At 71.7% G+C, this 24,827-nt stretch carries 23 protein-coding genes; 16 read left to right on the top strand and 7 right to left on the bottom strand.

Annotated elements, in window-relative coordinates:
- Positions 1-101 precede the first annotated feature (101 nt).
- Complete coding sequence (locus ACFVHK_RS15040; RefSeq protein ID WP_376929528.1) at positions 102-1,970, bottom strand: phosphoenolpyruvate carboxykinase (GTP); 1,869 nt, start codon at positions 1,968-1,970, stop codon at positions 102-104.
- Between the two features lie 128 nt (positions 1,971-2,098).
- Between ACFVHK_RS15040 and ACFVHK_RS15045 the strand changes: the two genes are divergently transcribed.
- From ACFVHK_RS15045 to ACFVHK_RS15055, 3 genes are all read left to right on the top strand, one after another.
- A complete protein-coding gene (locus ACFVHK_RS15045; protein ID WP_376929529.1) occupies positions 2,099-3,541 on the top strand; it encodes a helix-turn-helix domain-containing protein in 1,443 nt (480 codons plus the stop codon).
- A 92-nt stretch (positions 3,542-3,633) separates the two neighbouring features.
- On the top strand, positions 3,634-3,975 hold the full coding sequence (locus ACFVHK_RS15050) for a PadR family transcriptional regulator (RefSeq protein WP_129234231.1): 342 nt from the start codon (positions 3,634-3,636) through the stop codon (positions 3,973-3,975).
- Positions 3,972-4,958, top strand: a complete 987-nt coding sequence (locus ACFVHK_RS15055; protein ID WP_376929530.1) for a hypothetical protein — start codon at positions 3,972-3,974, stop codon at positions 4,956-4,958. Before ACFVHK_RS15050 ends, ACFVHK_RS15055 begins: the two co-directional genes overlap by 4 nt.
- Positions 4,959-4,995: 37 nt before the next feature.
- Here ACFVHK_RS15055 and ACFVHK_RS15060 read toward each other — a convergent pair whose 3' ends face one another.
- The 4 genes from ACFVHK_RS15060 to ACFVHK_RS15075 all read right to left on the bottom strand — a co-directional run bounded on the left by ACFVHK_RS15060 (position 4,996) and on the right by ACFVHK_RS15075 (position 9,124).
- Complete coding sequence (locus ACFVHK_RS15060; protein ID WP_376929531.1) at positions 4,996-5,784, bottom strand: 3-hydroxyacyl-CoA dehydrogenase; 789 nt, start codon at positions 5,782-5,784, stop codon at positions 4,996-4,998.
- 38 nt (positions 5,785-5,822) lie between these two features.
- The gene (locus ACFVHK_RS15065) at positions 5,823-6,998 is read right to left on the bottom strand and encodes a thiolase family protein (RefSeq protein WP_376929532.1); all 1,176 of its coding nucleotides are present in this window, start codon (positions 6,996-6,998) and stop codon (positions 5,823-5,825) included.
- A 62-nt stretch (positions 6,999-7,060) separates the two neighbouring features.
- On the bottom strand, positions 7,061-8,587 hold the full coding sequence (locus ACFVHK_RS15070) for a glyceraldehyde-3-phosphate dehydrogenase (RefSeq protein WP_376929533.1): 1,527 nt from the start codon (positions 8,585-8,587) through the stop codon (positions 7,061-7,063).
- A gap of 234 nt (positions 8,588-8,821) precedes the next feature.
- Complete coding sequence (locus ACFVHK_RS15075; protein WP_376929534.1) at positions 8,822-9,124, bottom strand: hypothetical protein; 303 nt, start codon at positions 9,122-9,124, stop codon at positions 8,822-8,824.
- A gap of 200 nt (positions 9,125-9,324) precedes the next feature.
- Between ACFVHK_RS15075 and ACFVHK_RS15080 the strand changes: the two genes are divergently transcribed.
- The 11 genes from ACFVHK_RS15080 to ACFVHK_RS15130 all read left to right on the top strand — a co-directional run bounded on the left by ACFVHK_RS15080 (position 9,325) and on the right by ACFVHK_RS15130 (position 21,085).
- Positions 9,325-10,980 carry a thiamine pyrophosphate-binding protein gene (locus ACFVHK_RS15080; RefSeq protein ID WP_376929535.1) on the top strand — a complete coding sequence of 552 codons (1,656 nt, stop codon included), beginning with the start codon at positions 9,325-9,327 and terminating at the stop codon, positions 10,978-10,980.
- A 158-nt stretch (positions 10,981-11,138) separates the two neighbouring features.
- Entirely contained in the window at positions 11,139-11,924 is a 786-nt protein-coding gene (gene hpaH / locus ACFVHK_RS15085) for a 2-oxo-hept-4-ene-1,7-dioate hydratase (RefSeq protein ID WP_376929536.1), read from the top strand.
- Positions 11,909-12,742: an HpcH/HpaI aldolase family protein gene (locus tag ACFVHK_RS15090; RefSeq protein WP_376929537.1), complete on the top strand. Its 834-nt coding sequence runs from the start codon at positions 11,909-11,911 to the stop codon at positions 12,740-12,742. Before hpaH ends, ACFVHK_RS15090 begins: the two co-directional genes overlap by 16 nt.
- A gap of 77 nt (positions 12,743-12,819) precedes the next feature.
- A complete protein-coding gene (locus ACFVHK_RS15095; protein ID WP_376929538.1) occupies positions 12,820-14,367 on the top strand; it encodes a fumarylacetoacetate hydrolase family protein in 1,548 nt (515 codons plus the stop codon).
- Positions 14,364-15,053, top strand: coding sequence for a GntR family transcriptional regulator (locus ACFVHK_RS15100; RefSeq protein ID WP_376929539.1), 690 nt, complete (start codon positions 14,364-14,366; stop codon positions 15,051-15,053). The genes ACFVHK_RS15095 and ACFVHK_RS15100 overlap by 4 nt, the downstream gene beginning before the upstream one ends.
- 83 nt (positions 15,054-15,136) lie before the next feature.
- Positions 15,137-16,669 carry a 5-carboxymethyl-2-hydroxymuconate semialdehyde dehydrogenase gene (hpaE, locus tag ACFVHK_RS15105; protein WP_376929540.1) on the top strand — a complete coding sequence of 511 codons (1,533 nt, stop codon included), beginning with the start codon at positions 15,137-15,139 and terminating at the stop codon, positions 16,667-16,669.
- A gap of 40 nt (positions 16,670-16,709) precedes the next feature.
- A complete protein-coding gene (gene hpaD / locus ACFVHK_RS15110) occupies positions 16,710-17,870 on the top strand; it encodes a 3,4-dihydroxyphenylacetate 2,3-dioxygenase (protein ID WP_376929541.1) in 1,161 nt (386 codons plus the stop codon).
- A 204-nt stretch (positions 17,871-18,074) separates the two neighbouring features.
- Positions 18,075-18,575: a sugar 3,4-ketoisomerase gene (locus ACFVHK_RS15115; protein WP_376929542.1), complete on the top strand. Its 501-nt coding sequence runs from the start codon at positions 18,075-18,077 to the stop codon at positions 18,573-18,575.
- Complete coding sequence (locus ACFVHK_RS15120) at positions 18,572-19,777, top strand: NAD(P)/FAD-dependent oxidoreductase (RefSeq protein ID WP_376929543.1); 1,206 nt, start codon at positions 18,572-18,574, stop codon at positions 19,775-19,777. The genes ACFVHK_RS15115 and ACFVHK_RS15120 overlap by 4 nt, the downstream gene beginning before the upstream one ends.
- Positions 19,774-20,649 carry a glycosyltransferase family 2 protein gene (locus ACFVHK_RS15125; protein ID WP_376929544.1) on the top strand — a complete coding sequence of 292 codons (876 nt, stop codon included), beginning with the start codon at positions 19,774-19,776 and terminating at the stop codon, positions 20,647-20,649. Before ACFVHK_RS15120 ends, ACFVHK_RS15125 begins: the two co-directional genes overlap by 4 nt.
- 271 nt (positions 20,650-20,920) lie before the next feature.
- Positions 20,921-21,085, top strand: a complete 165-nt coding sequence (locus ACFVHK_RS15130; RefSeq protein WP_376929545.1) for a hypothetical protein — start codon at positions 20,921-20,923, stop codon at positions 21,083-21,085.
- Between the two features lie 37 nt (positions 21,086-21,122).
- Here the strand turns inward: ACFVHK_RS15130 and ACFVHK_RS15135 are convergent, their stop codons facing one another.
- Complete coding sequence (locus tag ACFVHK_RS15135; protein ID WP_376929546.1) at positions 21,123-21,728, bottom strand: MarR family winged helix-turn-helix transcriptional regulator; 606 nt, start codon at positions 21,726-21,728, stop codon at positions 21,123-21,125.
- 128 nt (positions 21,729-21,856) lie between these two features.
- On the opposite strand from ACFVHK_RS15135, the gene ACFVHK_RS15140 reads away from it, so the two are divergent.
- Positions 21,857-23,290 (top strand): aldehyde dehydrogenase family protein, encoded by a 1,434-nt coding sequence (locus tag ACFVHK_RS15140; RefSeq protein ID WP_376929547.1) that lies wholly within the window; start codon positions 21,857-21,859, stop codon positions 23,288-23,290.
- A 167-nt stretch (positions 23,291-23,457) separates the two neighbouring features.
- The gene (locus ACFVHK_RS15145; RefSeq protein ID WP_129235265.1) at positions 23,458-24,045 is read left to right on the top strand and encodes a TetR/AcrR family transcriptional regulator; all 588 of its coding nucleotides are present in this window, start codon (positions 23,458-23,460) and stop codon (positions 24,043-24,045) included.
- Between the two features lie 36 nt (positions 24,046-24,081).
- On the opposite strand, the gene arr is transcribed toward ACFVHK_RS15145, so the two are convergent.
- Positions 24,082-24,492: an NAD(+)--rifampin ADP-ribosyltransferase gene (gene arr, locus ACFVHK_RS15150; protein ID WP_376929548.1), complete on the bottom strand. Its 411-nt coding sequence runs from the start codon at positions 24,490-24,492 to the stop codon at positions 24,082-24,084.
- Positions 24,493-24,827: the final 335 nt, after the last annotated feature.

Consider the following 24,827-nt stretch of genomic DNA (forward strand, 5'->3'; position numbering starts at 1 on the left):
CCCGTGCACGTCGCGCCCGCGGCATCCGTCGCCCGCGCGCTCCGGCGCGCGTCACCGCCGGCCGTCGCCCACCCCTGAGCGACGGCCGGCGGTGAGGTCCGCTACGAGACCTGCTGCTGCAGGTGGTAGCGGAGGCTGGAAAGCTCGGCCTTGAGGGCCGCAGGCACGCGGTCGCCGAACTGGCCGAAGTACTCCTCGGTGAGGTCGCACTCCGCGAGCCAGGTCTTCGGGTCGACCTCGAAGAGCTGCTCGAGCGCGTCGTCGCTGATCTCGATTCCGTCGAGGTCGAGCGAGCCCTCGGCCGGCAGGTTGCCGATCGGGGTCTCGTCGGCGTCGGCGGTCCCCTCGATGCGGCCGACGACCCACTCGATCACGCGCGAGTTCTCGCCGAAGCCCGGCCAGAGGAACTTGCCGTCGTGGCCCTTGCGGAACCAGTTGACCTGGAAGATCTTCGGCGCGTTCGTACCGAGGATGCGGCCCATCTTGATCCAGTGGCCCCAGTAGTCGGCCATGTTGTAGCCGCAGAACGGGAGCATCGCGAACGGGTCGCGACGGAGTTCGCCGACGGTGCCCTCGGCGGCCGCGGTCTGCTCCGACGAGATCGTGGCGCCCATGAACACGCCGTGCTTCCACGAGCGCGCCTCCGCGACGAGCGGCACGTTCGTCGCACGGCGACCGCCGAACAGGATCGCGTCGATCGGCACGCCGTCGTGGGCGTCCCAGTCGTCCGAGATCTGCGGGCACTGGGCCGCTGCCACAGTGAAGCGCGAGTTCGGGTGCGCGGCGGGGCGACCGGACGCGGGCGTCCAGGCGTTGCCCTGCCAGTCGGTGAGCTCCTCCGGCACCGTGTCGGTGAGGCCCTCCCACCAGACATCGCCGTCGGGGCGGAGCGCCACGTTCGTGAAGATCGTGTTGCCCCAGAGCGTCTGCACCGCGGTCGGGTTGGTGGTCTCGCCGGTGCCGGGTGCGACGCCGAAGAAGCCGGCCTCGGGGTTGATCGCGTAGAGGCGGCCGTCCTCGCCGGGGCGCATCCAGGCGATGTCGTCGCCGATCGTCTCGACCTTCCAGCCGGGGATCGTCGGGCGGAGCATCGCGAGGTTCGTCTTGCCGCAGGCCGACGGGAACGCGGCCGCGATGTGGTACGCCTTGCCCTCGGGCGAGGTCACCTTGATGAGGAGCATGTGCTCGGCGAGCCATCCCTCGTCGCGGGCCATGACGCTCGCGATGCGGAGGGCGAACGCCTTCTTCGCGAGGAGCGCGTTGCCGCCGTAGCCGGAGCCGTACGACCAGATCTCGCGGGAGTCGGGGAACTGCACGATGTACTTCGTGTCGTTGCACGGCCACTCGACGTCGTCGCGCCGGTGGCCGACGCCGTCGACGAGCGGGTAGCCGAGCGAGTGGATGGTGTGCACCCACGGCTCGCCGGTCTCGATGAGGCGGTAGACCTGCTCGCCCATGCGGGTCATGATGCCCATCGAGAGCACGACGTACGGCGAGTCGGTGATCTCGACGCCGAGCTGGCTGATCTCGCCGCCCAGCGGGCCCATGGAGAAGGGCACGACGTACATCGTGCGGCCCTTCATCGAGCCCGTGAACACGCCGATGAGCTCCTCGCGCATCGCGTGCGGGTCGCGCCAGTTGTTCGTGGGGCCCGCGTCCTCCTCGTAGGTGGAGCAGATGAACGTGCGGTCCTCGACGCGCGCGACGTCCGACGGGTCGGTGCGGGCGAGGTAGCTGTTGGGACGCCACTCGGGGTTGAGCTTGATCAGCTTGCCCTCGGCGATGAGCTGGCGCGTGAGCTGGTCGGCCTCCTGCTTGGAGCCGTCGCACCAGACGATGTCGTCGGGCTGGGTGATCGCGGCGATCTCGGCGACCCAGGCGCGCAGCGCCGGGTCGGTCGTGCCGCGCGGGCGGTCCTCCGCGTCCGAGGCGGGTCCGGAGGCGCTGACCGAGAAGTCGGAGATGGTCATCGTCGTCCTTTCGAGGAGTTCGGAGAGCCGCCGTGATCGGTGGCGTGTTTCCAGTCTGAGCGAGGATGCGCCATCCATTCGCACGATTCGGGTGTTAAGAATTTGCGATCTTTCGATAATCTGAAGGCATGAAGCTCGGCAGCCCAGACCTGGCCACGCTCGGCCACCGCATCCGGCACTACCGCACCGACCTCGGGCTCACGCTCGACCAGCTCGGCGACCGGGTGGGGCTCGCGGGCAGTCAGCTCTCCCTCATCGAGAACGGCAAGCGCGAGCCGAAGCTCTCCACGCTCGACGCCCTCGCGTCGGCCCTCGAGGTCGACCTGGCCGACCTGCTCTCGCGCGAGGCGCCGAGCCGGCGCGCCGAGCTCGAGCTCGAGCTCGGCCGGGCGCAGGCGAGCCCGCTCTACGCCGCACTCGGCCTGCCGCACGTGAAGCCGAGCCGCGGGATGAGCGACGAGTCGCTCGAGGCGATCGTCGGACTGCACCACGAGCTGCAGCGCCGCGCGAGCGAGGCGATCGCGACGCCCGAGGAGGCACGGCGCGCGAACACCGAGCTCCGCGAGCGCATGCGCGCGCGGAGCAACTACCTGCTCGAGATCGAGCAGCTCGCCGAGGAGCAGGTGCGCGCGTCGGGCCACCGCCAGGGCGCGCTCACGCACCGCGAGGTGAGCGTCATGGCCGAGCGACTCGGCTTCCAACTCATCTACGTCAACGACCTTCCCGGTTCGACCCGCTCGATCACCGACCTCGCGAACGGGCGGATCTACCTCCCGCCGGCCTCGATCCCCGGTGGCCACGGGCTGCGCTCGATGGCGCTCCAGGCGATGGCCCACCGCCTCCTCGGCCACGAGCCGCCGGCGAGCTACGTCGAGTTCCTCTGGCAGCGGCTCGAGATCAACTACTTCGCGGCGGCGTGCCTGATGCCGCAGGAGGCATCCGTCGCCTTCCTGCAGGAGGCGAAGAAGGACAAGCGCCTCGCGATCGAGGACTTCCGCGACGCGTTCGGCGTCACGCACGAGGCCGCGGCCCTCCGGTTCACGAACCTCGCCACGAGCCAGCTCGACATGACCGTGCACTTCCTGCGGGTGAACGGCGACGGCGCCCTGCTCAAGGGGTACGAGAACGACGGCCTGCCGCTGCCGACGGATGTCACGGGCTCGATCGAGGGCCAGTGGGTGTGCAAGAAGTGGAGCGCCCGCACCGCCTTCGAGCACACGAATCGGACGACCGAGAACTACCAGTACACCGACACCCCGGTCGGCACGTTCTGGTGCGCCACGCAGACCGGGCGAACGGATGCCACCGAGTTCTCGATCACCGTCGGCGTGCCGTTCAACCAGGCGAAGTGGTTCCGCGGGCGCGAGACCACCCTGCGTTCGGAATCGCGCTGCCCCGACGAGTCGTGCTGCCGGCGCGCACCCGACGGGCTCGCCGAGCGGTGGGCGGGCCGGGCGTGGCCGAGTGCTCGGCTGCACGCGCACGTGCTCTCGCCGCTGCCCTCCGGAACGTTCCCGGGCGTCGACGACGCCGAGGTCTACGCGTTCCTCGAGGCGCACGCCGGCGAGTAGCACCCTCGCGCCGCGCACGCCGCAGCGCCCGCCTCGCCGAGCCCGACGAAGGACCGTTGCAATAGTGTGTCAAGCACAGTACAGTGCTGGACATGAGCATGGATGCGACGACCGCGAGCCACCTGCAGGAGCTGCGGCGCGGCACCGTCGTGCTCGCCTGCCTCGTCCGGCTGCGCGAGCCCGACTACGGGTACGCGCTGCTCGAGTCGCTCAACGGCATCGGCGTCACCGTCGATGCGAACACCCTGTACCCGCTGCTCCGACGACTCGAGAAGCAGGGCCTCCTCACGAGCGAATGGAACACCGACGAGGCGAGGCCCCGGAAGTTCTACCGCACCAGCCCGGCGGGCGAGCAGCTCGCCGGGGTCCTCACCGCCGACTGGAAGAACATCGACCGGGCGCTCGCCCGTCTCACCTCGGGAGAAGGATCATGACCACCCCCGCTGCAACCCTCACCGACCGCTACGTCTGGGCCGCCGCCCACAACCTGCCCGAGCCCCAGCGCGAGGAGTTCGGTCGCGAGCTGCGCGAGCGCATCGGCGACGAGGTCGACGCGCGTCGCCAGTCCGGCGCCCCGACCGACGACGCCGAGTTCGCCGTCCTCGTCCAGCTCGGAGACCCCGCGGCACTCGCGGCGAAGTACCTCGATCGCCCGCTGCACCTCATCGGCCCGCGGTACTACCTCACCTGGAAGCGGCTGGTGACGACGCTCCTCGCGATCGTCCTCCCGATCGCCGTCGGCGCGGTCCTGCTCGCCCAGGCGCTCGCGGGGGCACCGGTCGGCGAGGTCTTCGCGAGCGCATTCAGCGTCGGATTCTCCCTCGCCGTGCAGCTGGCCTTCTGGCCGACGCTGGTGTTCGCGATCGTCGAGCGCAGCCCCGGCTCGGGCCCGGTCGACCGCTGGACGCCCGAGCGCCTGCCCACGATCCCCGACGACGGCAAGGGCGGCCGCCTCGGCGACCTCATCGCCTCCCTCGTCTTCCTCGGCCTGTTCGCCGGGGTCATCATCTGGCAGGGATACGGTGCGCCGGTCGCGAACCGGCTGGGCGAATCGGTCCCGGTGCTCTCGCCCGACCTGTGGTCCTTCTGGATCCCGTGGTTCCTCGTCGTGATCGGCCTCGAGATGGTGTTCGCGGCGGCGATCTACGTCTGGGGGTGGAACTGGTGGCTCGCGATCGTGAACCTCCTGCTCAACGTCGCCTTCGCCGTGCCGGCGCTGTGGCTCTTCACGACCGGCCAGCTGGTCAACCCGGAGTTCCTCGAGGTGGTCGGGTGGCCGTGGGGCGAGGCCGGCGGCATCGTGGCCACGATCATCGTCTTCGCATTCATCGCGGTGAGCGTGTGGGACGTCATCGACGGGGTGATCAAGACGGTTCGCCGGCGCGGCGGGTCCGCGCTCTCGCTCGGGCGGATCTGACCTCGCATCGCGAGCACGCGACGCGATCGGGAGCTCCCTACTTGGGCTGCATCCGGATCCCGCCGTCGAGGCGGATCGTCTCGCCGTTCAGCATCGGATTCGCGACGATCGAGCGCACGAGCGCGGCGTACTCGGCCGGGTGCCCGAGGCGGGACGGATGCGGGACCTGCGCCTCGAGCGAGGCGCGCACGTCGTCGGGCATGCCGGCCATCATCGGCGTCTCGAAGATCCCGGGCGCGATCGTGACGACCCGGATCAGCAGCTTCGACAGGTCGCGCGCGATCGGCAGGGTCATGCCCGCGACGCCGGCCTTCGACGCCGAGTAGGCCGCCTGCCCGATCTGGCCGTCGAAGGCGGCGACCGACGCCGTGTTGACGATGACCCCGCGCTCGAGGGTGGCGGGTCCACCGGCGACGCCGGCCGAGACGGGCTCCGACTCCGCCATCGCCGCCGCCGCGAGCCGGATCACGTTGAACGTGCCGATGAGGTTCACCCGGATGGTGCGCTCGAACGCCTCGAGCGGTGCCGGGCCCTCACGGCCGACCGTGCGGTTCGCGGTGACGATGCCGGCGCAGTTCACCGCGATCCGGAGGGGGCCGAGGGCGGACGCCGCGGCGACCGCGCGGCCCACCTGCGTCTCGTCGGCGACGTCCGCGGGTACGAACCGCGCCCGCTCGCCGAGCTCGGCGGCGGCCTGCTCGCCGCGCGGACCGGGCAGGTCGACGAGCACGACGTGCGCGCCGCCGTCGACGAGGGCCTGGGCCGTCGCCCTCCCGAGTCCGGACGCTCCGCCGGTGACGATCGCGGAGGCTCCGCTGAGTTCCATGTTGCTCCCTTGTTCGAGGTGTGGGCGGGGCGGGCGGATCAGATCCGCTCGACGACGTAGGCGTTGGCCATGCCGCCGCCCTCGCACATCGTCTGCAGTCCGTAGCGCCCGCCCGTCGCCTCGAGCTGGTTCACGAGCGTCGTGAGCAGGCGCGTACCGCTGGAGCCGAGCGCGTGGCCGAGCGCGATCGCGCCGCCGCGTGGATTCAGCTTCTCGGGGTCGGCGCCGGTCTCGGCGAGCCACGCGAGCGGGACGGACGCGAACGCCTCGTTGACCTCGTACGCGTCGATGTCGTCGTGGCCGAGTCCGGCACGTTCGAGCACCTTCGCCGTGGCGGGGATCACCCCCGTGAGCATGTACAGCGGATCGCTGCCGACGACCGAGAACGAGCGGAAGCGCGCCCGGGGCTCGAGTCCCAGCTTCTCGGCGGCATCGGCGCTCATGATGAGCGCGGCCGAGGCGCCGTCGGTCAGCGGCGAGGAGTTGCCGGGGGTGATCCGCCACTCGACCTCGGGGAATCGCTCTGCCAGCCGGTCGCTGCGGAACGCCGGGTTCAGCCCGGCGAGCGACTCGACCGAGGTGCCCGGCCGCACGGTCTCGTCGACCAGCCGGTCGATGCCCGCCACGGGCACGACCTCCGTCGCGAACGCACCCGACTCCCCCGCCGCTGCGGCGAGCTCGTGCGAGCGCGCCGCGAACGCGTCGAGCCGCTCGCGCGAGAATCCCCACTTCTGCGCGATGAGCTCCGCGGAGACGCCCTGGCTGACGAGGCCGTCGGGATACCGTGCGTGCAGGCGCGTGCCGAACGGGTCGGCACCGGCCGCGCTGGAACCGAGCGGCACGCGGCTCATCGACTCGACGCCGCACGCGATGACGATGTCGGCCTGCCCGGCGAGGATCGCCTGCGCGGCGAACGTCGCCGCCTGCTGGCTCGACCCGCACTGGCGGTCGATCGTCGTGCCGGGGACGGACTCCGGGAAGCCCGCCGCGAGCACGGCGTTGCGGGTGACGTTGTACGACTGCTCGCCGATCTGGCTGACGCACCCGCCGATCACGTCGTCGACGATGGCGGGGTCGAGGTCGTTCCGGTCGACGATCGTGGTGAGCACGCCCGCGAGCAGGTCCACGGGGTGGACTCCGCTCAGCATCCCTCCGGGCTTGCCGCGACCCACGGGCGTTCGGACGACGTCGACGATGACGGCTTCGCTGCTCATGCCCTCAGCCTACGACCGGAGCGGGGCGGGGCCGCCGTGCGGCCCGCCCCCGCGCCATCCGCTCAGCCGACCTCGGCGACCTCGGGCACGGCCGCCGCGGCGACCTGCTCGATGCGCACGGGCTCGCGCTCGGGGAGCACGACCGGGTGCGTGCCCGACATCGCCTCGATGACGCGGACGACCTGGCACGAGTAGCCGTACTCGTTGTCGTACCAGACGTAGAGCACGACGTCGGTGCCGTCGGCGATGGTCGCGAGACCGTCGACGATGCCCGCGCGGTGGCTGCCGACGAAGTCGGTCGAGACGACCTCGGCCGACTCGATGTAGTCGACCTGCTGGCGCAGCGGCGAGGTCAGCGACACCTTGCGGAGGTACGCGTTCAGCGTCGCCTTGTCGGTCGGGCGCTCGAGCTGCAGGTTCAGGATCGCGAGCGAGACGTCGGGCGTGGGCACGCGGATGGCGCTGCCGGTGAGCTTGCCCTCGAGTGCGGGCAGCGCCTTCGAGACGGCCTTCGCGGCGCCCGTCTCGGTGATCACCATGTTGAGCACCGCCGAACGGCCGCGACGGTCGCCCTTGTGGAAGTTGTCGATGAGGTTCTGGTCGTTCGTGAACGAGTGCACGGTCTCGACGTGGCCGCGCACGACGCCGTAGGCCTCGTCGATGGCGGCGAGCACGGGCGTGATGGCGTTGGTCGTGCACGAGGCGGCCGACAGGATGCGGTCGCCCGCCTCGATGTCGCCGTGGTTGATGCCGTGCACGATGTTCTTGATCGCGCCCTTGCCCGGAGCGGTGAGGAGCACCCGCGCCACGCCGGTGGACTCGAGGTGGCGGCTGAGGCCGGCCTCGTCGCGCCAGCGGCCCGTGTTGTCGACGACGATCGCGTCGGAGATGCCGTAGGCGGTGTAGTCGATCGTGCCCGGGTCGTCGGAGTAGATGACCTGGATGAGGGTGCCGTTCGCGAGGATGGTGTTCGCCTCCTCGTCGACCGTGATCGTGCCCTGGAACGGCCCGTGCACCGAGTCGCGGCGGAGCAGGCTCGCGCGCTTGGCGAGGTCGTTCTCGCTGCCCCTGCGCACGACGATGGCGCGCAGTCGCAGGCCCTGGCCGCCGCCGGCGTGGGCGATGAGGATCCGGGCCAGGAGGCGACCGATGCGGCCGAAGCCGTAGAGCACGACGTCGGTGCCGGCTGCCTCGGCGGCACCGTCGGCGTCGGCCGAGGCGGCCGGGTCGACGAGCACGGGCGCGAGCTCGGACCGCAGGAAGTCGACGAGGTCGGTCCCGGCGGGTGCGGCGTGGAACCGCGAGACGAGGCGGGCCACGTCGATCGAGGCGGGGCCCGGGGCGATCTCGGTGAGGGCCTCGAGCACGCGCATGGTGTCGGCCAGGTCGAGCTCGACGTCGCCGGCCTGCCGGGCGAAGCGGTGCGCCTTCAGCAGTTCGACCGCCGAGCGGTTGATGAGCCGCCGGCCGTGGATCGAGGTGACGACCCCGTGCCGGCGGTACAACCCGCCGATGAGCGGGATCATGCGCTCGGCGAGCTCCTCTCGGGCGATCCAATCCTCACGGCGGGCGTCGAACTCGTGGCTCACGACTCTTCCTCTCAGCCGCGGGTCGGACCTCGTCGGCCTGTTCGGGTCGCGCGCGCGGGTGGGCAGCGTCGACCACGGGGGTGTCCAAGGGGATGGTCAGATCATAGCGACCGCGGCACGGTGAGCGCGATGTACACGGCGTCCTGCGGCGGGGGCGTCGGCTGCCGCGGCGGCGAGCCGGAGGCATCCGCTCGACCTCGCGGGGGGGGCGCGCCGGAGCGACGCGGGTGCGGCTCAGGCGGCGATGTCGTCGACCAGGGCGATGTCGTAGACCGCGATGCGCTGCGGAACGCCATCGAACGCGGCGGCGCGCGCGGCGGAGGCGAGGTACTCGGCCTCGAGCGCACGGAAGGCGTCGGCGTCGCCGGGTGCGCTCACCGCCCAGACGAACTGGTTCGCCTCGCGGATGCCGTACGCGAACTCGATGGCGAATCCTGCGGCGCCGCGCACGCGCGGCATCCACTCGTCCCACCACGTCACGAACGCGTCGTACTCCCCGTCGACGAGCGTGTACCGGCGCAACTGGATCGTCTTCACGCGTGCCATCCTGCCGCATGCCCGGAGCGGATGACGACGGGCCGGCGGGCTATACTCGCTCCGTCCAGGCGCCCTGATCCCCCGCGATCGACGCGCGGCGCCGGCGCCCGAAAAAGGGGTGCGAAGCGTCAGGCCGCCTCGGCCGGCCCCGCGAGACACATACGGAACCGCCATCCGTCACCGTCTCGAAAGGCTCCGCCATGCCCACCGTCTCCGCGCACGTCGCCCGCACGCTCGCCGCCCACGTCGACCACGTCTTCGGCGTCATGGGCAACGGCAACGCCTGGTTCCTCGACGCGCTCGAGCGCGAGACCGAGGCGACCTTCACCGCCGTCCGGCACGAGGTCGGCGGCGTCGTCGCGGCCGATGCCCACTTCCGCGCCTCGAACCGGCTCGCCGCGGCGACCGCGACCTACGGCGCCGGGTTCACGAACACGCTGACCGCGCTCGCCGAGGCCGTGCAGGCGAAGGTGCCGCTCGTGCTCGTCGTCGGCGACGAGCCGACCTCGGGCCCGCGCCCCTGGGGCGTCGACCAGATCGCGCTCGCGTCGGGCGTCGGGGCGCGCACCTACACGGTCGGCCGAGCGGATGCCGCGGCGACGACCGTGATCGCGATCGAGCACGCCCTGGCGTACCGGGTGCCGACGGTGCTCGCGATCCCGTACGACGTCGCCGCGCTCGAGGCGGGTCCGGTCCCGTCGACCGCCGAGCCGAAGCTGCCCGCGCCGCTCGCGCCCCGCGGCGACTTCGCCGCGGCCTCGATCGCCGCGCTCGCGCGGGCGCTCGCCGGCGCGAGCCGACCCGTGCTCATCGCGGGGCGCGGTGCGTGGCTCGCCGGCGCCGGCGAGGCGCTCGGCGAGCTCGCTGCCGCCACGGGCGCCGTCACGGCGACGACCGCGCTCGGGCGCGGGGTCTTCCCCGACGAGCGCCACGACCTCGGGGTGACGGGCGGCTTCGGCGCCGAGGGCGCGATGGCGCTCATCCGCGAGGCCGATGTCGCGGTGGTCTTCGGCGCGTCGCTCAACCAGTTCACGATGCGCTTCGGCGAGCTGTTCGCCCCGGGCACCCACGTCGCGCAGGTGGATGTCGCCCCGGCCGCGACGCACCCGCACGTCGGCGCCTACGTCAGGGGCGACGCGGCCTTCGTCGCGCGGGCGCTCGTCGACGGGCTCGCCGCACTCGGCGCGTCGTCGTCGGGTTGGCGCGAATCGCTCGAGGTGGCTCCGCTCCGCGCGCACGACCCGGGCATCGGCGTCGTGCCCGAGGACGGCCGCCTCGACCCGCGCTCGGTCGCCGCACGCCTGGCCGAGCTCCTCCCCGAGGACCGCGTCGTCGTCTCGGACGGCGGGCACTTCATCGGGTGGGCGAACATGTACTGGCCCGTGGCATCCCCCGACCGCATGATGATGGTCGGCACCGCGTTCCAGTCGATCGGCCTCGGCTTCCCGAGCGTGCCCGGCGCCGCCGCGGCGAAGCCCGGCGCGACGATCGTGCTGACCACCGGAGACGGCGGCGGGCTCATGGCGATCGCCGACCTCGAGACCGCCGTCCGGACGGCGGGCGGCCGCGGGGTCGCCGTCGTCTGGAACGACACCGCCTACGGCGCCGAGGTGCACCTCTACGGCCGCAAGGGCCTCGCCGAGCCGCCGATGCGCATCCCCGAGGTCGACTTCGCGGGACTCGCGACGTCCGTCGGCGCCGAGGGCGTCGTCGTGCGCGAAATCGCCGACCTGGACCGCCTCGGAGCGTGGGCCGCCGAGCCCGCCGACGAGCGGCGGTTCCTCCTGCTCGACTGCCGCGTGTCCGACCGCATCGTGGCGCCGTACCAGCACGAGATCATCCGCGTGAACTCCTGACGACGGATGCCTCGACCGCGCGCGTGCCGGTGAGGCACGAGGGCGGCCTGCGCGACATTCCGACCCCGGCGAGGCTAGATCGTATATGATCTGAGATACCAAATGCGCTCCGCTGCTCGGTACGATCGGCGTGACGCTCACGACGAAGTGGAGACCACGTGCCAGACCCGTCACGCATCCGCGAGATCGCCGACGAGCTCATCGCCGCCGACCGCGATCGCAGGACCGTCCCGCTCCTGACCGCCCGCAACCCCGGCATGACCGTCGAGGACGCGTACGCGGTGCAGCGCGAGTGGGCCGAGCGGCGCATGTCCGCCGGCGCCAGGCTCGTCGGTCGCAAGATCGGGTTGACCTCGAAGGTCATGCAGGTCGCGACGGGCATCACCGAACCGGACTACGGCGTGATCCTCGACGACATGGTCTACGAGTCGGGCTCGGTCATCGAGTTCGACCGCTTCTCGAACGTGCGCATCGAGGTCGAGCTCGCGTTCGTGCTCGGCGCGCCGCTCGAGGGGCCGGACACCACGATCTTCGACGTGCTCCGCGCGACCGAGTACGTCGTCCCCGCGCTCGAGGTGCTGAACTCGCACATCGCGCTCGAGGGTCGCACGATCGTCGACACCATCAGCGACAACGCCGCGATGGGCGCGATGGTCGTCGGCGGTCGACCCGTGAAGGTCGACGAGGTCGACCTCCGCTGGGTGGGCGCGCTGCTCTCGCGCAACGAGACGATCGAGGAGTCGGGCGTCGCCGGCGCGGTGCTCGGCCACCCCGCAATGGGCGTGGCGTGGCTCGCGAACAAGCTCGCGCAGCACGGCCAGTCGCTCGGCGCGGGCGAGATCATCCTCGCCGGCAGCTTCACCCGACCGATGTGGGTCGAGCGCGGCGACACGGTCCATGCCGACTACCACGACCTCGGGAGCATCTCGTGCCGATTCGCCTGACCCTGCCGCCGACCTTCGCCGACCGCATCGACGCGGCCGACCGTCCGCAGGTCGGCATGTGGGTCTGCTCCGGCAGCCCGCTCGTCGCCGAGATCGCCGCGGGCAGCGGCCTCGACTGGGTGCTGATCGACGGCGAGCACTCCCCCAACGGGCTCGAGTCGATCCTCGCCCAGCTCCAGGCGGTCGCCGCCTATCCCGTCGCTCCCGTCGTCCGCGTGCCGTACGGCGACACGGTCGTCATCAAGCAGTTCCTCGACCTCGGCGTGCAGAACCTCCTCGTGCCGATGGTCGACTCGGCCGAGCAGGCCGCGGAGATCGTCCGGGCGGTCCGCTACCCGACCGGCGGCGTCCGCGGGGTCGGCTCGTCGCTCGCGCGCGCCTCGCGCTGGAACCGCGTCGACGGCTACCTCCAGGCCGCGTCGTCGACGATCAGCCTCGTCGTGCAGATCGAGTCCGCCGCCGCGGTCGCCGCCGTCGACGAGATCGCCGCGACGCCCGGGGTCGACGGCCTCTTCGTCGGGCCGGCCGACCTCGCCGCGTCGATGGGGCACCTCGGGCAGCAGTCGCATCCCGAGGTCGTCGACGCGGTGCTCGCGTCGATCCGCGCGGGCGTGGCCGCAGGGGTGCCGGTGGGCGTGAACGCGTTCGCGCCCGCCGACGCCGACCGCTACCTCGAGGCCGGCGCCTCGTTCGTCGCGGTCGGGGCGGATGTCGCCCTGCTCGCGCGCGCATCGGAGGCGCTCGCCGATCGCTTCATCGGGCCGACGGGCGCACCGGATGCCACGAGCGCCGGTGCCGACGAGCGACCGAGCTACTGAGCGGCCGCGGCATCCGTCGCGTTGCCACCCGTCGCTGGATCGTATATGATTTCAGATACCAGGAGACGAGGGAGTCCATGACCGCCATCTCGAAGCCCGGCAAGATCATCGCCGTGCACCTCAACTACCCGTCGCGCGCGGCGCAGCGGGGTCGCACGCCCGCGCAGCCGAGCTACTTCCTGAAGCCCCAGAGCTCGCTCGCCGGCACCGGCGGCACGATCGAGCGCCCGGCCGGCACCGAGCTTCTCGCGTTCGAGGGCGAGATCGCCCTGGTCATCGGCGAGCCCGCGCGCCACGTCTCGCCCGACGAGGGCTGGGCGCACGTCGCCGCCGTCACGGCCGCGAACGACTTCGGCCTGTACGACCTCCGCGCCGCCGACAAGGGATCCAACCTCCGGTCCAAGGGCGGCGACGGATTCACGCCGCTCGGGCCCGTCGCGATCCCCGTCGACGGCATCGGGCAGGGCGACTGGCGCGTCCGCACGTGGGTGAACGGCGAACTCGTGCAGGAGGACACCTCCGACACGCTCCTCTTCGACTTCGGCCGCCTCGTCGCCGACCTGTCCCAGCACGGCACGCTCGAGACGGGCGACGTGATCCTCACCGGCACTCCCGCCGGCTCGTCGGTCGTCGTGCCGGGCGACGTCGTCGAGGTCGAGGTCGACGCACCCGGCGCGCCCGGCACCCCGACCACCGGCCGGCTCGTGACGACCGTCACGCAGGGCAGCGTCGCCTTCGGCGACTTCGGCTCGAAGCCCGCCGTCGACGACCTGCAGCGCATCGAGGCATGGGGCTCCGGCGAGGCGCACGCCGCCGCCGTCGCGGCCGGCCGAGCCACGCCGCTCGACGCCGCGAGCACGGTGCCCGAGGCATCGGATGACGCGCAGCCGCCGTTCGAGCTCACCGACGCGCTGCGCGCCCAGCTCTCCTCCGTGGCCGTGGCGACGCTCTCGGTCGCACTGCGCAAGCGGGGCTACCACGACATCTTCATCGAGGGCGTCGTCGCGAACCACCCGGGAGACCGGATCGTCGGTCGCGCCCGCACGCTCCGGTTCATCCCCGCGCGCCCCGACCTCTTCGCCTCGTACGGGGGCGGCTACAACGCCCAGAAGCGCGCGTTCGACTCGGTCGGCGCGGGCGAGGTGCTCGTGGTCGACGCCCGCGGCGAGCGCGGAACCGGCACGGTCGGCGACGTCCTCGCGCTCCGTGCCAAGGTGCGCGGCGCGGCCGGCATCGTCACCGACGGCGGCGTGCGCGACTTCGACGCGGTCGCCGGGATCGACATCCCGGTCTTCTCCCGGGGCGCGCACCCGAGCGTGCTCGGCCGCCGGCACGTGCCGTGGGAGACCGACGTGACCATCGCGTGCGGCGGCGCGGCCGTGCAGCCCGGCGACGTGATCGTCGGCGACGGCGACGGCGTCATCGTCATCCCGCCGCACCTCGTGGCCGAGGTCGCCGCCGAGGCCGCCGCGCAGGACGCGGCCGACGCCTGGGTCGCCGAGCGCGTCGCCGAGGGCGAGCCGGTCGACGGGCTGTTCCCGATGAACCGTGCGTGGCGCGAGCGATACGAGCGCGAGCGGGACGCCGCGGCATCCGGTGCCCTGCCGCCCGAGGAGGCGCGATGAGCGCCGAGAGCAAGTCGCAGCAGGCGTACCGGTTCATCCGGGAGCGCATCGACGACGGCCGGTACGTCCCGGGCTACCGGCTCGTCCTGGCGCAGATCGCCGGCGAACTCGAGGTCTCCGTCGTGCCCGTGCGCGAGGCGATCCGACGTCTCGAAGCCGAGGGGCTCGTCACGTTCGAGAAGAACGTGGGAGCGCAGGTCGCGCTCATCAAGGAGACCGAGTACCTCCACACGATGCAGACGCTCGCACTCGTCGAGGGCTTCGCCACCTCGCTCACCGCGCCGTACGTCACGGCCGGGCAGCTCGACCGGGCGCGCGCGATCAACGAGGAGATGCGGCGCACGCTCGAGGACTTCGAGCCGCACCGGTTCACCGAGCTCAACCTCGAGTTCCACGCCGTGCTGTTCGAGGGCTGCCCGAACCCGCACGTGCTCGACCTCGTGCACCGCGGGTGGAACCGGATGCGGGTGCTGCGCGACTCGTCGTTCAGCTTCGTGCCTGGGCGCGCCCGCGCCTCCGTCGAGGAGCACGAGCGCATCGTCGAGCTCATCGAACGCGGCGCCGACGCGCTCGAGATCGAGCTCGCCGCCCGACGGCATCGCACCGCGACGCTCGACGCCGTGCTCGCCTACCAGGCCGACCACAAGCCCGCGACCACCCCGGCTCCGGAGGCCGTCGCCACGTGACGCCGCCGCGCCATTCGACCACCGGCACCGCGGCGCCCGCCGACGCGCGCCGCCCGCCCAGCAACGACACGGAAGGAACCCGCATGACCCAGCACATCCCCGAGGGACTGCCCGAGCGCATCCGCCACTACGTCGACGGGGAGTTCGTCGACTCGGTCGGCGGCGAGACGTTCGACGTGCTCGACCCGGTGTCGAACGAGACCTACGTGCAGGCGGCGGCCGGCCAGAAGGCCGACATCGACCGCGCCGTCGCCGCCGCCCGCCGCGCCTTCACCGAGGGGCCGTGGCCGCGGATGCTGCCCCGCGAGCGTTCGCGCGTGCTGCACCGCATCGCCGACCTCGTCGAGTCGCGCGACGCGCGCCTCGCCGAGCTCGAGACCTTCGACACGGGGCTGCCCATCACGCAGGCGCTCGGCCAGGCGCGTCGCGCGGCCGAGAACTTCCGGTTCTTCGCCGACCTGATCGTCGCGCAGGCCGACGACACCTACAAGGTGCCGGGTCGCCAGGTCAACTACGTGAACCGCAAGCCGATCGGCGTCGCCGGGCTCATCACCCCCTGGAACACGCCGTTCATGCTCGAGTCGTGGAAGCTCGCTCCCGCGATCGCGACGGGCAACACCGTCGTGCTGAAGCCCGCCGAGTTCACGCCGCTCTCGGCGAGCCTCTGGGCCGAGATCTTCGAGGAGGCCGGACTCCCGCAGGGCGTCTTCAACCTGGTCAACGGCCTCGGCGAGGAGGCGGGCGACGCGCTGGTGAAGCATCCGGACGTCCCGCTCATCTCGTTCACCGGCGAGAGCCGCACGGGGCAGGTCATCTTCGGCAACGCCGCGCCGTTCCTCAAGGGCCTCTCGATGGAGCTCGGCGGCAAGAGCCCCGCGGTGGTCTTCGCCGACGCCGACCTCGACGCCGCGGTCGACGCGACCATCTTCGGCGTGTTCTCGCTGAACGGCGAGCGCTGCACCGCCGGCAGCCGCATCCTGGTCGAGCGCGCCGTGTACGACGAGTTCGTCGAGAAGTACGCCGCGCAGGCGGGGCGCGTCGTCGTCGGCGACCCGCACGACCCGAACACGGAGGTCGGCGCACTGGTGCACCCGGAGCACTACGACAAGGTCATGAGCTACGTCGAGATCGGCAAAGGCGAGGGCCGGCTCGTGGCCGGCGGCGGGCGGCCGGAGGGCTTCCCCACCGGCAACTACATCGCCCCGACCGTGTTCGCCGACGTCCCGAAGGACGCCCGGATCTTCCAGGAGGAGATCTTCGGCCCCGTCGTCGCGATCACGCCGTTCGACTCCGACGAGGAGGCGCTCGAGCTCGCCAACGGCGTGAAGTACGGCCTCGCCGCGTACATCTGGACCAACGACCTCACGCGCGCCCACAACTTCTCGCAGGCCGTCGAGGCCGGCATGGTCTGGCTGAACTCGAACAACGTGCGCGACCTGCGCACTCCCTTCGGCGGCGTCAAGGCCTCCGGGCTCGGACACGAGGGCGGCTACCGCTCGATCGACTTCTACACCGACCAGCAGGCGGTGCACATCACGCTCGGCGCCGTGCACAACCCGACGTTCGGCAAGCAGGAGCACCACGAGTCGGACCTCGACGACCCGGACCCGCGCTGACGCGCCATCCCACCGACCCATCTCACGCAAGGACGCTGACATGACCGACCGCACCCAGCCATCGCACCGTGATGGCATGACCCTCACCTCCTCCGGCTTCTACGTCTCCCAGGAGGCGCCGATCCGCAGCGAGAACCCGATCGCGACCCCGACCGCCCCGGCCCCCGACATCCTGCGCTGCGCGTACATGGAGCTCGTCGTCACCGACCTCGAGGCCAGCCGGAACTTCTACGTCGAGGTGCTCGGGCTCACTGTGACCGAGGAGGACGACGAGACCGTCTACCTCCGCTCGCTCGAGGAGTTCATCCACCACAACCTGGTGCTCCGCAAGGGCCCCGTCGCGGCGGTCGCCGCGTTCAGCTACCGCGTGCGCACCCCCGAGGACCTCGACAGGGCCGTCGCGTTCTACACGGAACTCGGATGCCGCGTCGAGCGTCGCACCGAGGGCTGGACGAAGGGCATCGGCGAGTCCGTGCGCGTCGAGGACCCGCTCGGATTCCCGTACGAGTTCTTCCACGACGTCGAGCACGTCGAGCGGCTCGCGTGGCGCTACGACCTCTACACCCCCGGAGCGCTCGTGCGCCTCGACCACTTCAACCAGGTCACGCCCGACGTGCCGCGCGCGGTCGCGTTCATGCAGGACCTCGGCTTCCGCGTGACGGAGGACATCCAGGACGAGGCCGGCACGGTCTACGCCGCGTGGATGCGCCGCAAGCCCACCGTGCACGACACCGCGATGACCGGTGGCGACGGCCCCCGCATGCACCACGTGGCGTTCTCGACGCACGAGAAGCACAACATCCTCGCCATCTGCGACAAGCTCGGGGCGCTCCGCATGTCCGACGCGATCGAGCGCGGCCCCGGCCGCCACGGCGTCTCGAACGCGTTCTACCTCTACCTGCGCGACCCCGACGGCCACCGCGTCGAGATCTACACACAGGACTACTACACGGGCGACCCCGACAACCCCGTGGTCACGTGGGACGTGCACGACAACCAGCGCCGCGACTGGTGGGGCAACCCCGTCGTGCCGTCCTGGTACACCGAGGCATCGCTCGTCCTCGACCTCGACGGCAACCCGAAGCCCGTCGTCGCCCGCACCGACGACTCCGAGATGGCCGTCACGATCGGGGCCGACGGCTTCTCGTACACGCGGAAGGGCGACGAGGAGAAGGGCTTCAAGCTCGGCAACACGCTCTGAGCAGCGCGGTGGGATGCGTCGGGGTCGGCGCATCCCACCCGTCGCGTGCCTGCGCGGTCCGGTCCGGTCCGGTCCGGTCCGGTCCGGTCCGGTTCGGTTCGGTTCGCCATTGTCCCGTCGCGGGACGACCGGATATCGTCGATGCCCTGAGGCCGGTCGGGTGAACCGCGCGAACCGGCAGGGTTCCCGTCCGTGGAGGAGCGCATGGCAGCTGACCCCGAGCCCGTCGGCGTCGATGCGACCGCGGTTCACGATGTCGACCCCGACGCCGGAGCGACCGTCGGGGCAGCGTCGTGGCCGGCATCGCTGCTGGGCGGCGCGGTGCGTCCGCTCACGCTCGATCGGTTCGTCGACGACCGCGGCACGCTCACGCCACTCGTGCTCGCGGAACTGTCGTTCGCGGTCGCGCGCGTCTTCGTCGTGAGCGCCCCCGCCGGCGCCGTGCGCGGCGGCCACGCGCATCGCAGTGTCCGGCAGGTGCTCTTCCGCGCGAGCGGGAGCGTCGAGGTCGAGTTCCGCCATCGCGGCGAATCGTCCCGGCTGACCCTCGACGACGCACGACCGGCGGTGCTCGTCGAGGCCGGTGTCTGGGCCCAGCAGACCTACCTCGACGACGGCTCGACGCTCATCGTCCTCGCCGACGGCGGGTACGACCGGAGCGAGTACCTCGACCACGATCACGGCACCGACGGGGACGCCTCGTGACGCGTCGCCGCGTCGCCGTCCTCGGCGCGGGGATCATGGGCACCGCCACCGCCATCGAACTCGCGCGCCGCGGGCTCGACGTGACCCTCATCGACCGTGAGCCAGCCCCGATGTCGGCCACGAGCCGGTGGAACGAGGGCAAGATCCACCTCGGATTCCTCTACGGCGCGGATCCGACCACGGCGACCGCCGAGCACATCCTCCCGGGAAGCCTGGTCTTCGGCGATCGCGCCCGTGAGCTCATCGGCTCCGAGCTCGACGGGCACGTCACGCGCGAGGACGACGTGTATCTCCTCCACCGCGACTCGGTCGTCGACGCCGCGACGATGCGGCGGAAGTTCGATGCGATCGGCGAGCTCGTCCGGCGCCATCCCGACGCGGCCAGGTACCTCGTCGACGTGTCCGACGCGCGGGTCACCGAGCTCGGGGCGGAGGAACTCGCGGCCATCGCCGGCGACGGCATCGTCGCGGGCTTCCGCGTTCCCGAGCGGTCGGTCGACACCCGGTGGTTCGCCGACCGACTCGCTGCGGCCGTCGCCGACGAACCCCGCGTGACCCTCCGCGCCCGCACGACGGTCGTCGGCGCCGAACCGCTGCGCTCCGAGGACGGAAGATGGCGCATCCGCACGGACGACGACGAGGACGAGGTCGCCGATGTCGTGGTCAACGCACTCTGGAACGGGCGACTGCCCGTCGACGTCACAGCGGGCGTCGACCCCGACCCGCCGTGGACCCACCGGTACCGGCTCTGCGTCTTCGCCCGCACGCGCACGCCGCACCGGGTCCCGAGCGCCCTCGTCGCCGTCGGTCCGTTCGGCGACGTGAAGAACTACACCGACCGCGACTTCTACCTCTCGTGGTATCCCGCGGGCCTCCTCGCCCAGGGCGGCGCCCTCGAGCTTCCTCAGCCGGAGCTCCCGACCGGGGACGAGGCCACGGCCTTCGTCGAACGGGTCCGCTCGGCGCTCGGCGTGCTGGTGCCGGGCATCGACGAGGTGCTCGACGACGCCGAGGAGACCGTCGTCCACGGCGGGTTCGTCTTCGCACAGGGTCAGGGCGCCCTCGACGACCCGAGGTCCGGCCTGCATCGCCGCGATCGCTACGGCGTGCGACGGCGCGGCAGCTACCACTCGGTCGATACGGGGAAGTACTCGACCGCACCGTGGAGCGCGCGCATCCTCGCCGAGGAGATCGCCGGATGAGCGAACCGACGCCGACGACGGATGCCGCGTCCTGGCGCCCGCTCGTGACCGCGCTCGTGCCGACGTACAACGGGGCCGCGTTCATCCAGCGGACGCTCGACAGCCTCGCAGCCCAGACCTGGCCGAACCTCGAGATCCTGATCGGCGACGACCGATCGACGGATGCGACGCTCGAGGTCGTCCGCCGCTTCGCCGAGCAGCATCCGAACACCCGCATCGTCGAGCGCGAGGCGAACCTCGGCTGGCTGCGCAACTCGAACGACCTCATGGGGCGCGCGGCCGGGGAACTGCAGTTCTTCGCGTTCCATGACGACGTCGTGGCTCCGACCTACGTCGAGCGGCTCGTCGCGGCGCTCGACGCCCACGAGGATGCGGTGCTCGCGTTCACCGACATGCAGGTGCACGAGCTCGACGGGCGAATCGAGCTGCACGTGTTCGACGAGCTCGACGGCCTCCGGTCCCCCGTCGAACGCGGCCGGGTGATGGTCCGCCGGCCGGGCTTCTGGTGGGTGCCGAATCGCGGGCTCTTCCGGACGACGGCGTTCCGCGCGGTGGGCGGCATCCACCCGAACGAGCAGGGCGAGTACTCCGCGGATTGGACGTGGCTGCTCGGACTCTCGCTCATCGGCGAGTTCGTACGGGTCCCCGAGGTGCTCTGCACGAAGTACTACAAGGCCGGCAGCCTGTCGAAGACCTGGCCGCACGACGTCGACCAGGTCGCGGCGCTCCGGAGATCCGGCGTCGCGGAGATCCGGCGGAGCTCACTTCCCGCCGTTCAGAAGGCGGTGCTCGCCGGATACCTGATGCGGAGGATCTACGGCCGTCGCCTGCCCAGAGGAGTGAAGCGAGTCTTCCGCCGGCTCGGGCTCTGATCCGCGCTGAGCGAGCATCGTCACCGGTCGGACCCGGTGCTCCCGTCTCGGGCGCGCGAACAATAGCGGAATCGGGCCGCCTCCGGAATGGCTGGACGTCCCGGCGGCTCGGACGGGATGCTGGTCACGTGATCGCATATCAGGGAACGACCGCTTCGCGGGCGATCACGACCGGGGGGACGACCCCGGGGGGCGCGAGTCCCCCGGGGCCCGAAGGTTCCCGACCCGCCGTGCGCCGCACGGCGTCATCGCCATTCAGAAAGGCACTCCCGTGAACACCCTGCTCATCATCGTCGGCATCATCGCCATCATCCTGCTGTTCACCGGCGGCTTCGTGCAGTCGCTGAACTTCCTGCTCTGGGTCGGCATCGTCCTGCTCGTCCTGGCGGTCATCGTCTGGCTCGTCCGGATGCTCACCGGCAACCGGAGCGCCTGACCGCCGGTGCGTGACCGCGCGTGCGCGGTCACGACGCTCAACTCGACTCGCCGCCCGCACCGTCCCGGTGCCGGGCGGCGTCGTCGTCCGCGGGCGCAACCGCGGCAGTGGACTCCCCGGCGGCCTCCTCCGCCTCCGCGTGCGGGTCGACGAGCTCCAACGCCTCGATCATCCCGGCGAGGAACCTCGCCACGACGGCGAGCTCGTCCTGGTCGAGCCCGTCCGCGACCTCGATCATCGCCCGGTGCATCCGGCCGAGCGTCGCCCGAACCTCCTCATCGCTGTCGGTCGTGCTCGCGACGACGAGCGAACGGCGATCCGTCGGGTGCGGCCGACGCACGAGGTGACCGCTCCGTTCGAGGCGGTCGATGAGCACGGTCGTCGAGGCCGTCGAGATGCCGAGCAGCTTCGCCAGCGCCCCGGGCGTGAGCATCTCGCCCTCGCGCTCGGCGCGCAGCACGTAGCGCAGCGCGAGGAGGTCGGTCTCGCCCATGCCCATCGAGTCCCGCGTGCGCCGACGCATCTCCTGGTCGGCCGATCGGTACCGACGGAGCAGGTTGAGCACGTCGACGCTGCCGAGCCGCGTCTCGTCCGACCCGTACCAGTAGCCGCTCGACTCGGATCCGCTCGGACGACTGGACACCCTGACACCATAGTCGCCGGCCGCGCGCCGCGCTTCGTGCGCCGAGGTCCAAGTGCGTCGCGCGGACGGGCAACGCCGACCGGCGGTCCGCTGCCTACCGTGGAACCCCAACTCAACGTGGAGGTGCCATGAACAGCCCGATCCCAGTCCTCGAGGAGGCGCACGCCGATCTGCTCGCCGAGATCACGCCGCGCGACGGCGAGCGGCGCGAGATCCTCGACCCGGCGACGGGCGGCCTCGTCGGACACGCCCCGGTGCACGGCATCGGGGACCTCGAGCGGGCGATCGCCCGCGCGGAGGCCGCGCAGCCGGCCTGGGCGGCGCTCGGCCATGCGCGCCGGAGCGAGCTGCTCATGCTCGCCGCGGACGCGATCGACGCCGAGGCGGAGGCCCTCGCGCACGTGCTCTCGCGGGAGCAGGGCAAGCCGCTGAACGGTCCGAACGCGCGCTTCGAGGTCGGCGCGGCATCCGGGTGGATGCGGGCTGCCGCGGCGACGCCGCTCGAGGCCGAGGTCGTCGTGGACGACGGCGAGACCCGCGCCGAGCTGCACTACCGGCCGATCGGCGTCGTGGGCGCGATCGGTCCGTGGAACTGGCCGCAGATGATCACCGTCTGGCAGGTCGCGCCGGCGCTCCGCATGGGCAACACGGTCGTCGTGAAGCCGTCCGAGTACACCCCGCTCAGCGTGCTCGCGCTCATCGAGGTCATCAACCGCGTACTGCCCGCAGGCGTCGTCGAGGTCGTCTCGGGCGGTCGCGACGTCGGCGCGGCGCTCGCGTCGCACCCGTCGGTCGGCAAGGTGATGTTCACCGGCTCCACCGCGACCGGCAAGGCGATCATCCGCAGCTCTGCCGAGACGGTCAAGCGGCTCACGCTCGAGCTCGGCGGCAACGACGCCGGCATCGTGCTGCCCGACGTCGACCCGAAGGCGATCGCTGAGGGCGTCTTCTGGGGCGCGTTCATCAACACGGGGCAGACCTGCGCCGCGCTGAAGCGCCTGTACGTGCACGACGACGTCTACGACGCGGTGTGCGAGGCCCTGGTCGACGTCGCGCGGGCGATGCCCATGGGCGTCGGGCTCGACGAGGCGAACGTGCTCGGGCCGCTGCAGAACCGGCAGCAGTTCGACGTCGTCGACCGCCTCGTGGAGTCGGCGAAGGCGGGCGGCGCCCGCGTGCTGCTCGGCGGGGAGCCGGATCGCGACCAGCCGGGCAACTTCTACCCGACGACGCTCGTGGCCGACATCGACGACCGCTCGCCCCTGGTGCAGGAGGAGCAGTTCGGTCCCGCCCTGCCGATCATCCGCTACCACGACCTCGACGACGCGATCGCGATGGCCAACGGGGTCGAGGTGGGGCTCGGCGCCTCGGTGTGGTCGACCGACCGCGACGAAGCGCGCCGCATCGCCGCGCGCCTCGAGGCCGGCACGGTGTGGATCAACGCGCACGGCGCGGTCCACCCGATGGCCCCCTTCGGCGGCGCGAAGCAGTCCGGCTACGGGCTCGAGTTCGGCGTCGAGGGCCTCAAGGCGCTCGGCGTGCCGCAGGTCGTCAACGGCTGACCGCGGCAGCGCCCGCGGGGGCGCGCAGGGGACGGGCCGGGGGCGCGATCGCGCTCCCGGCCCTCGTCGCGCCCGGTCGCACCGCGCACCCGTCTCGGCATGCCGAGCTGGGGCCCGTCGCGGCGCGTATCGTTGACCCCGACGCCGCGGCGTCGCGAGAGGGGACCATGCCGAAGATCGTCGACCACGACGCGCGCCGCCTCGAGATCGTGCACGCGACCTGGCGCCTCATCGCCGAGAAGGGCTTCCGCGCCACCACGATGCGCGAGATCGCCAGGGCGTCGGGTGTCGCGAACGGCGGGCTCTTCCCGTACTTCCGCAACAAGGAGGAGCTGATCGGGGCGACGTTCGAGCACGTCTTCGCGGCGACGAACGAGCGCTTCGCAGCCGTGCGCGCCGACCTCGAGGGCATGGCCGCCCTTCGCGAGCTGATGCTGCAGATCTTCCCTCTCGACCAGGAGCGGATCCTCGAGGCCCGCATCGTCATCCCCTTCTGGGAATACGCGGCCAACGAACCCGACCTACTCGCCCTGCACGAGCGCACCATGGACCAGTGGCGAGTCGAGATCGGCAGCCACCTCGCCGATGCGAAGCGCCTCGGCGAGATCCGCGACGACGTCGACATCCCCGTCGTCGTCGACCACTTCATGGCGATGCTCGACGGCGTGCAGGTCATCGCCGTCGTCGCCCCGGCGAGCGCCGCGGCCGACCGGCTGACCCGGTTGCTCGACGGGTACCTCGACCTGCTGCGCTGATCGCGACGGGCGGATGCCGGTGGGCGGCGTCACGGCTCAGTTGATGATCTCGCCCTGCTCGTCAGCGGCGAGCACGGCCAGTCGTTCCCGCCACGCCCGCAGCGCGTCGGGTGCGAGCCGGGTCCAGTCGGCGACCTCGCCGACGACCCGCAGCGGCTCGGTGCTCCGGTAGGACCGGGTCGGGTTGCCGGGGAACTTCCTGTCGGTGACGTTCGGGTCGTCCTCGAACGGACCGGTCGGTTCGACGGCGTAGACGCGCGGCTCGCCGTCGCCTGCGGCGAGTTCGGCCGCGAGCCCGGCACCATCCGCAAGGGCAGTGAAGTAGACGTGGTTCATGACCACCTCCGGGCGGTAGTTCGAGCGGAACCCCGCCGTGAGCAGGTCGCCGACCCGCAGCTCGGCCTTCGTGCCGTGGTAGAACGGCCCCTCGTCCAGCACCTCGCCCATCGGGCCAGCGTAGACCGCGCGACCTGCCTCGTCGCGCCGAGACCACGATCAAGAGCTTGGTCGCGCGATTACGAGCCAGATCCCGATCGAGATCGCGGTGAGCCCGGTGAGAACCATCCGCGATGCCGTCGAGTTCCTCACTACCCCAGCTGCCAGCCGTCCGAAGGAGCGCATCGATTCTCGACGGTTCCATCGCGCTGCCCGCTCACGGAATACGACAAGTAGGACACCTGGGGCGACCAAGACCCCACCGCCGATCACCGGTCCCATGACGCCCGCCGCCCTCGCCGATCCAGTTGGCCACTCTGCCCCGACGGTGACGCGACATCTCACGG

Origin of the sequence: Agromyces binzhouensis, assembly GCF_042672355.1 — a bacterium.
GTDB classification, from domain to species: Bacteria; Actinomycetota; Actinomycetes; order Actinomycetales; family Microbacteriaceae; genus Agromyces; species Agromyces binzhouensis.

Coding starts and splice junctions, on each gene's coding strand:
- ACFVHK_RS15040 (WP_376929528.1), bottom strand. CDS start 1,970: ATGACCATCTCCGACTTCTCGGTCAGCGCCTCCGGACCCGCCTCGGAC.
- ACFVHK_RS15045 (WP_376929529.1), top strand. CDS start 2,099: ATGAAGCTCGGCAGCCCAGACCTGGCCACGCTCGGCCACCGCATCCGG.
- ACFVHK_RS15050 (WP_129234231.1), top strand. CDS start 3,634: ATGAGCATGGATGCGACGACCGCGAGCCACCTGCAGGAGCTGCGGCGC.
- ACFVHK_RS15055 (WP_376929530.1), top strand. CDS start 3,972: ATGACCACCCCCGCTGCAACCCTCACCGACCGCTACGTCTGGGCCGCC.
- ACFVHK_RS15060 (WP_376929531.1), bottom strand. CDS start 5,784: ATGGAACTCAGCGGAGCCTCCGCGATCGTCACCGGCGGAGCGTCCGGA.
- ACFVHK_RS15065 (WP_376929532.1), bottom strand. CDS start 6,998: ATGAGCAGCGAAGCCGTCATCGTCGACGTCGTCCGAACGCCCGTGGGT.
- ACFVHK_RS15080 (WP_376929535.1), top strand. CDS start 9,325: ATGCCCACCGTCTCCGCGCACGTCGCCCGCACGCTCGCCGCCCACGTC.
- ACFVHK_RS15095 (WP_376929538.1), top strand. CDS start 12,820: ATGACCGCCATCTCGAAGCCCGGCAAGATCATCGCCGTGCACCTCAAC.
- ACFVHK_RS15100 (WP_376929539.1), top strand. CDS start 14,364: ATGAGCGCCGAGAGCAAGTCGCAGCAGGCGTACCGGTTCATCCGGGAG.
- hpaE (WP_376929540.1), top strand. CDS start 15,137: ATGACCCAGCACATCCCCGAGGGACTGCCCGAGCGCATCCGCCACTAC.
- hpaD (WP_376929541.1), top strand. CDS start 16,710: ATGACCGACCGCACCCAGCCATCGCACCGTGATGGCATGACCCTCACC.
- ACFVHK_RS15115 (WP_376929542.1), top strand. CDS start 18,075: ATGGCAGCTGACCCCGAGCCCGTCGGCGTCGATGCGACCGCGGTTCAC.
- ACFVHK_RS15125 (WP_376929544.1), top strand. CDS start 19,774: ATGAGCGAACCGACGCCGACGACGGATGCCGCGTCCTGGCGCCCGCTC.
- ACFVHK_RS15140 (WP_376929547.1), top strand. CDS start 21,857: ATGAACAGCCCGATCCCAGTCCTCGAGGAGGCGCACGCCGATCTGCTC.
- ACFVHK_RS15145 (WP_129235265.1), top strand. CDS start 23,458: ATGCCGAAGATCGTCGACCACGACGCGCGCCGCCTCGAGATCGTGCAC.
- arr (WP_376929548.1), bottom strand. CDS start 24,492: ATGGGCGAGGTGCTGGACGAGGGGCCGTTCTACCACGGCACGAAGGCC.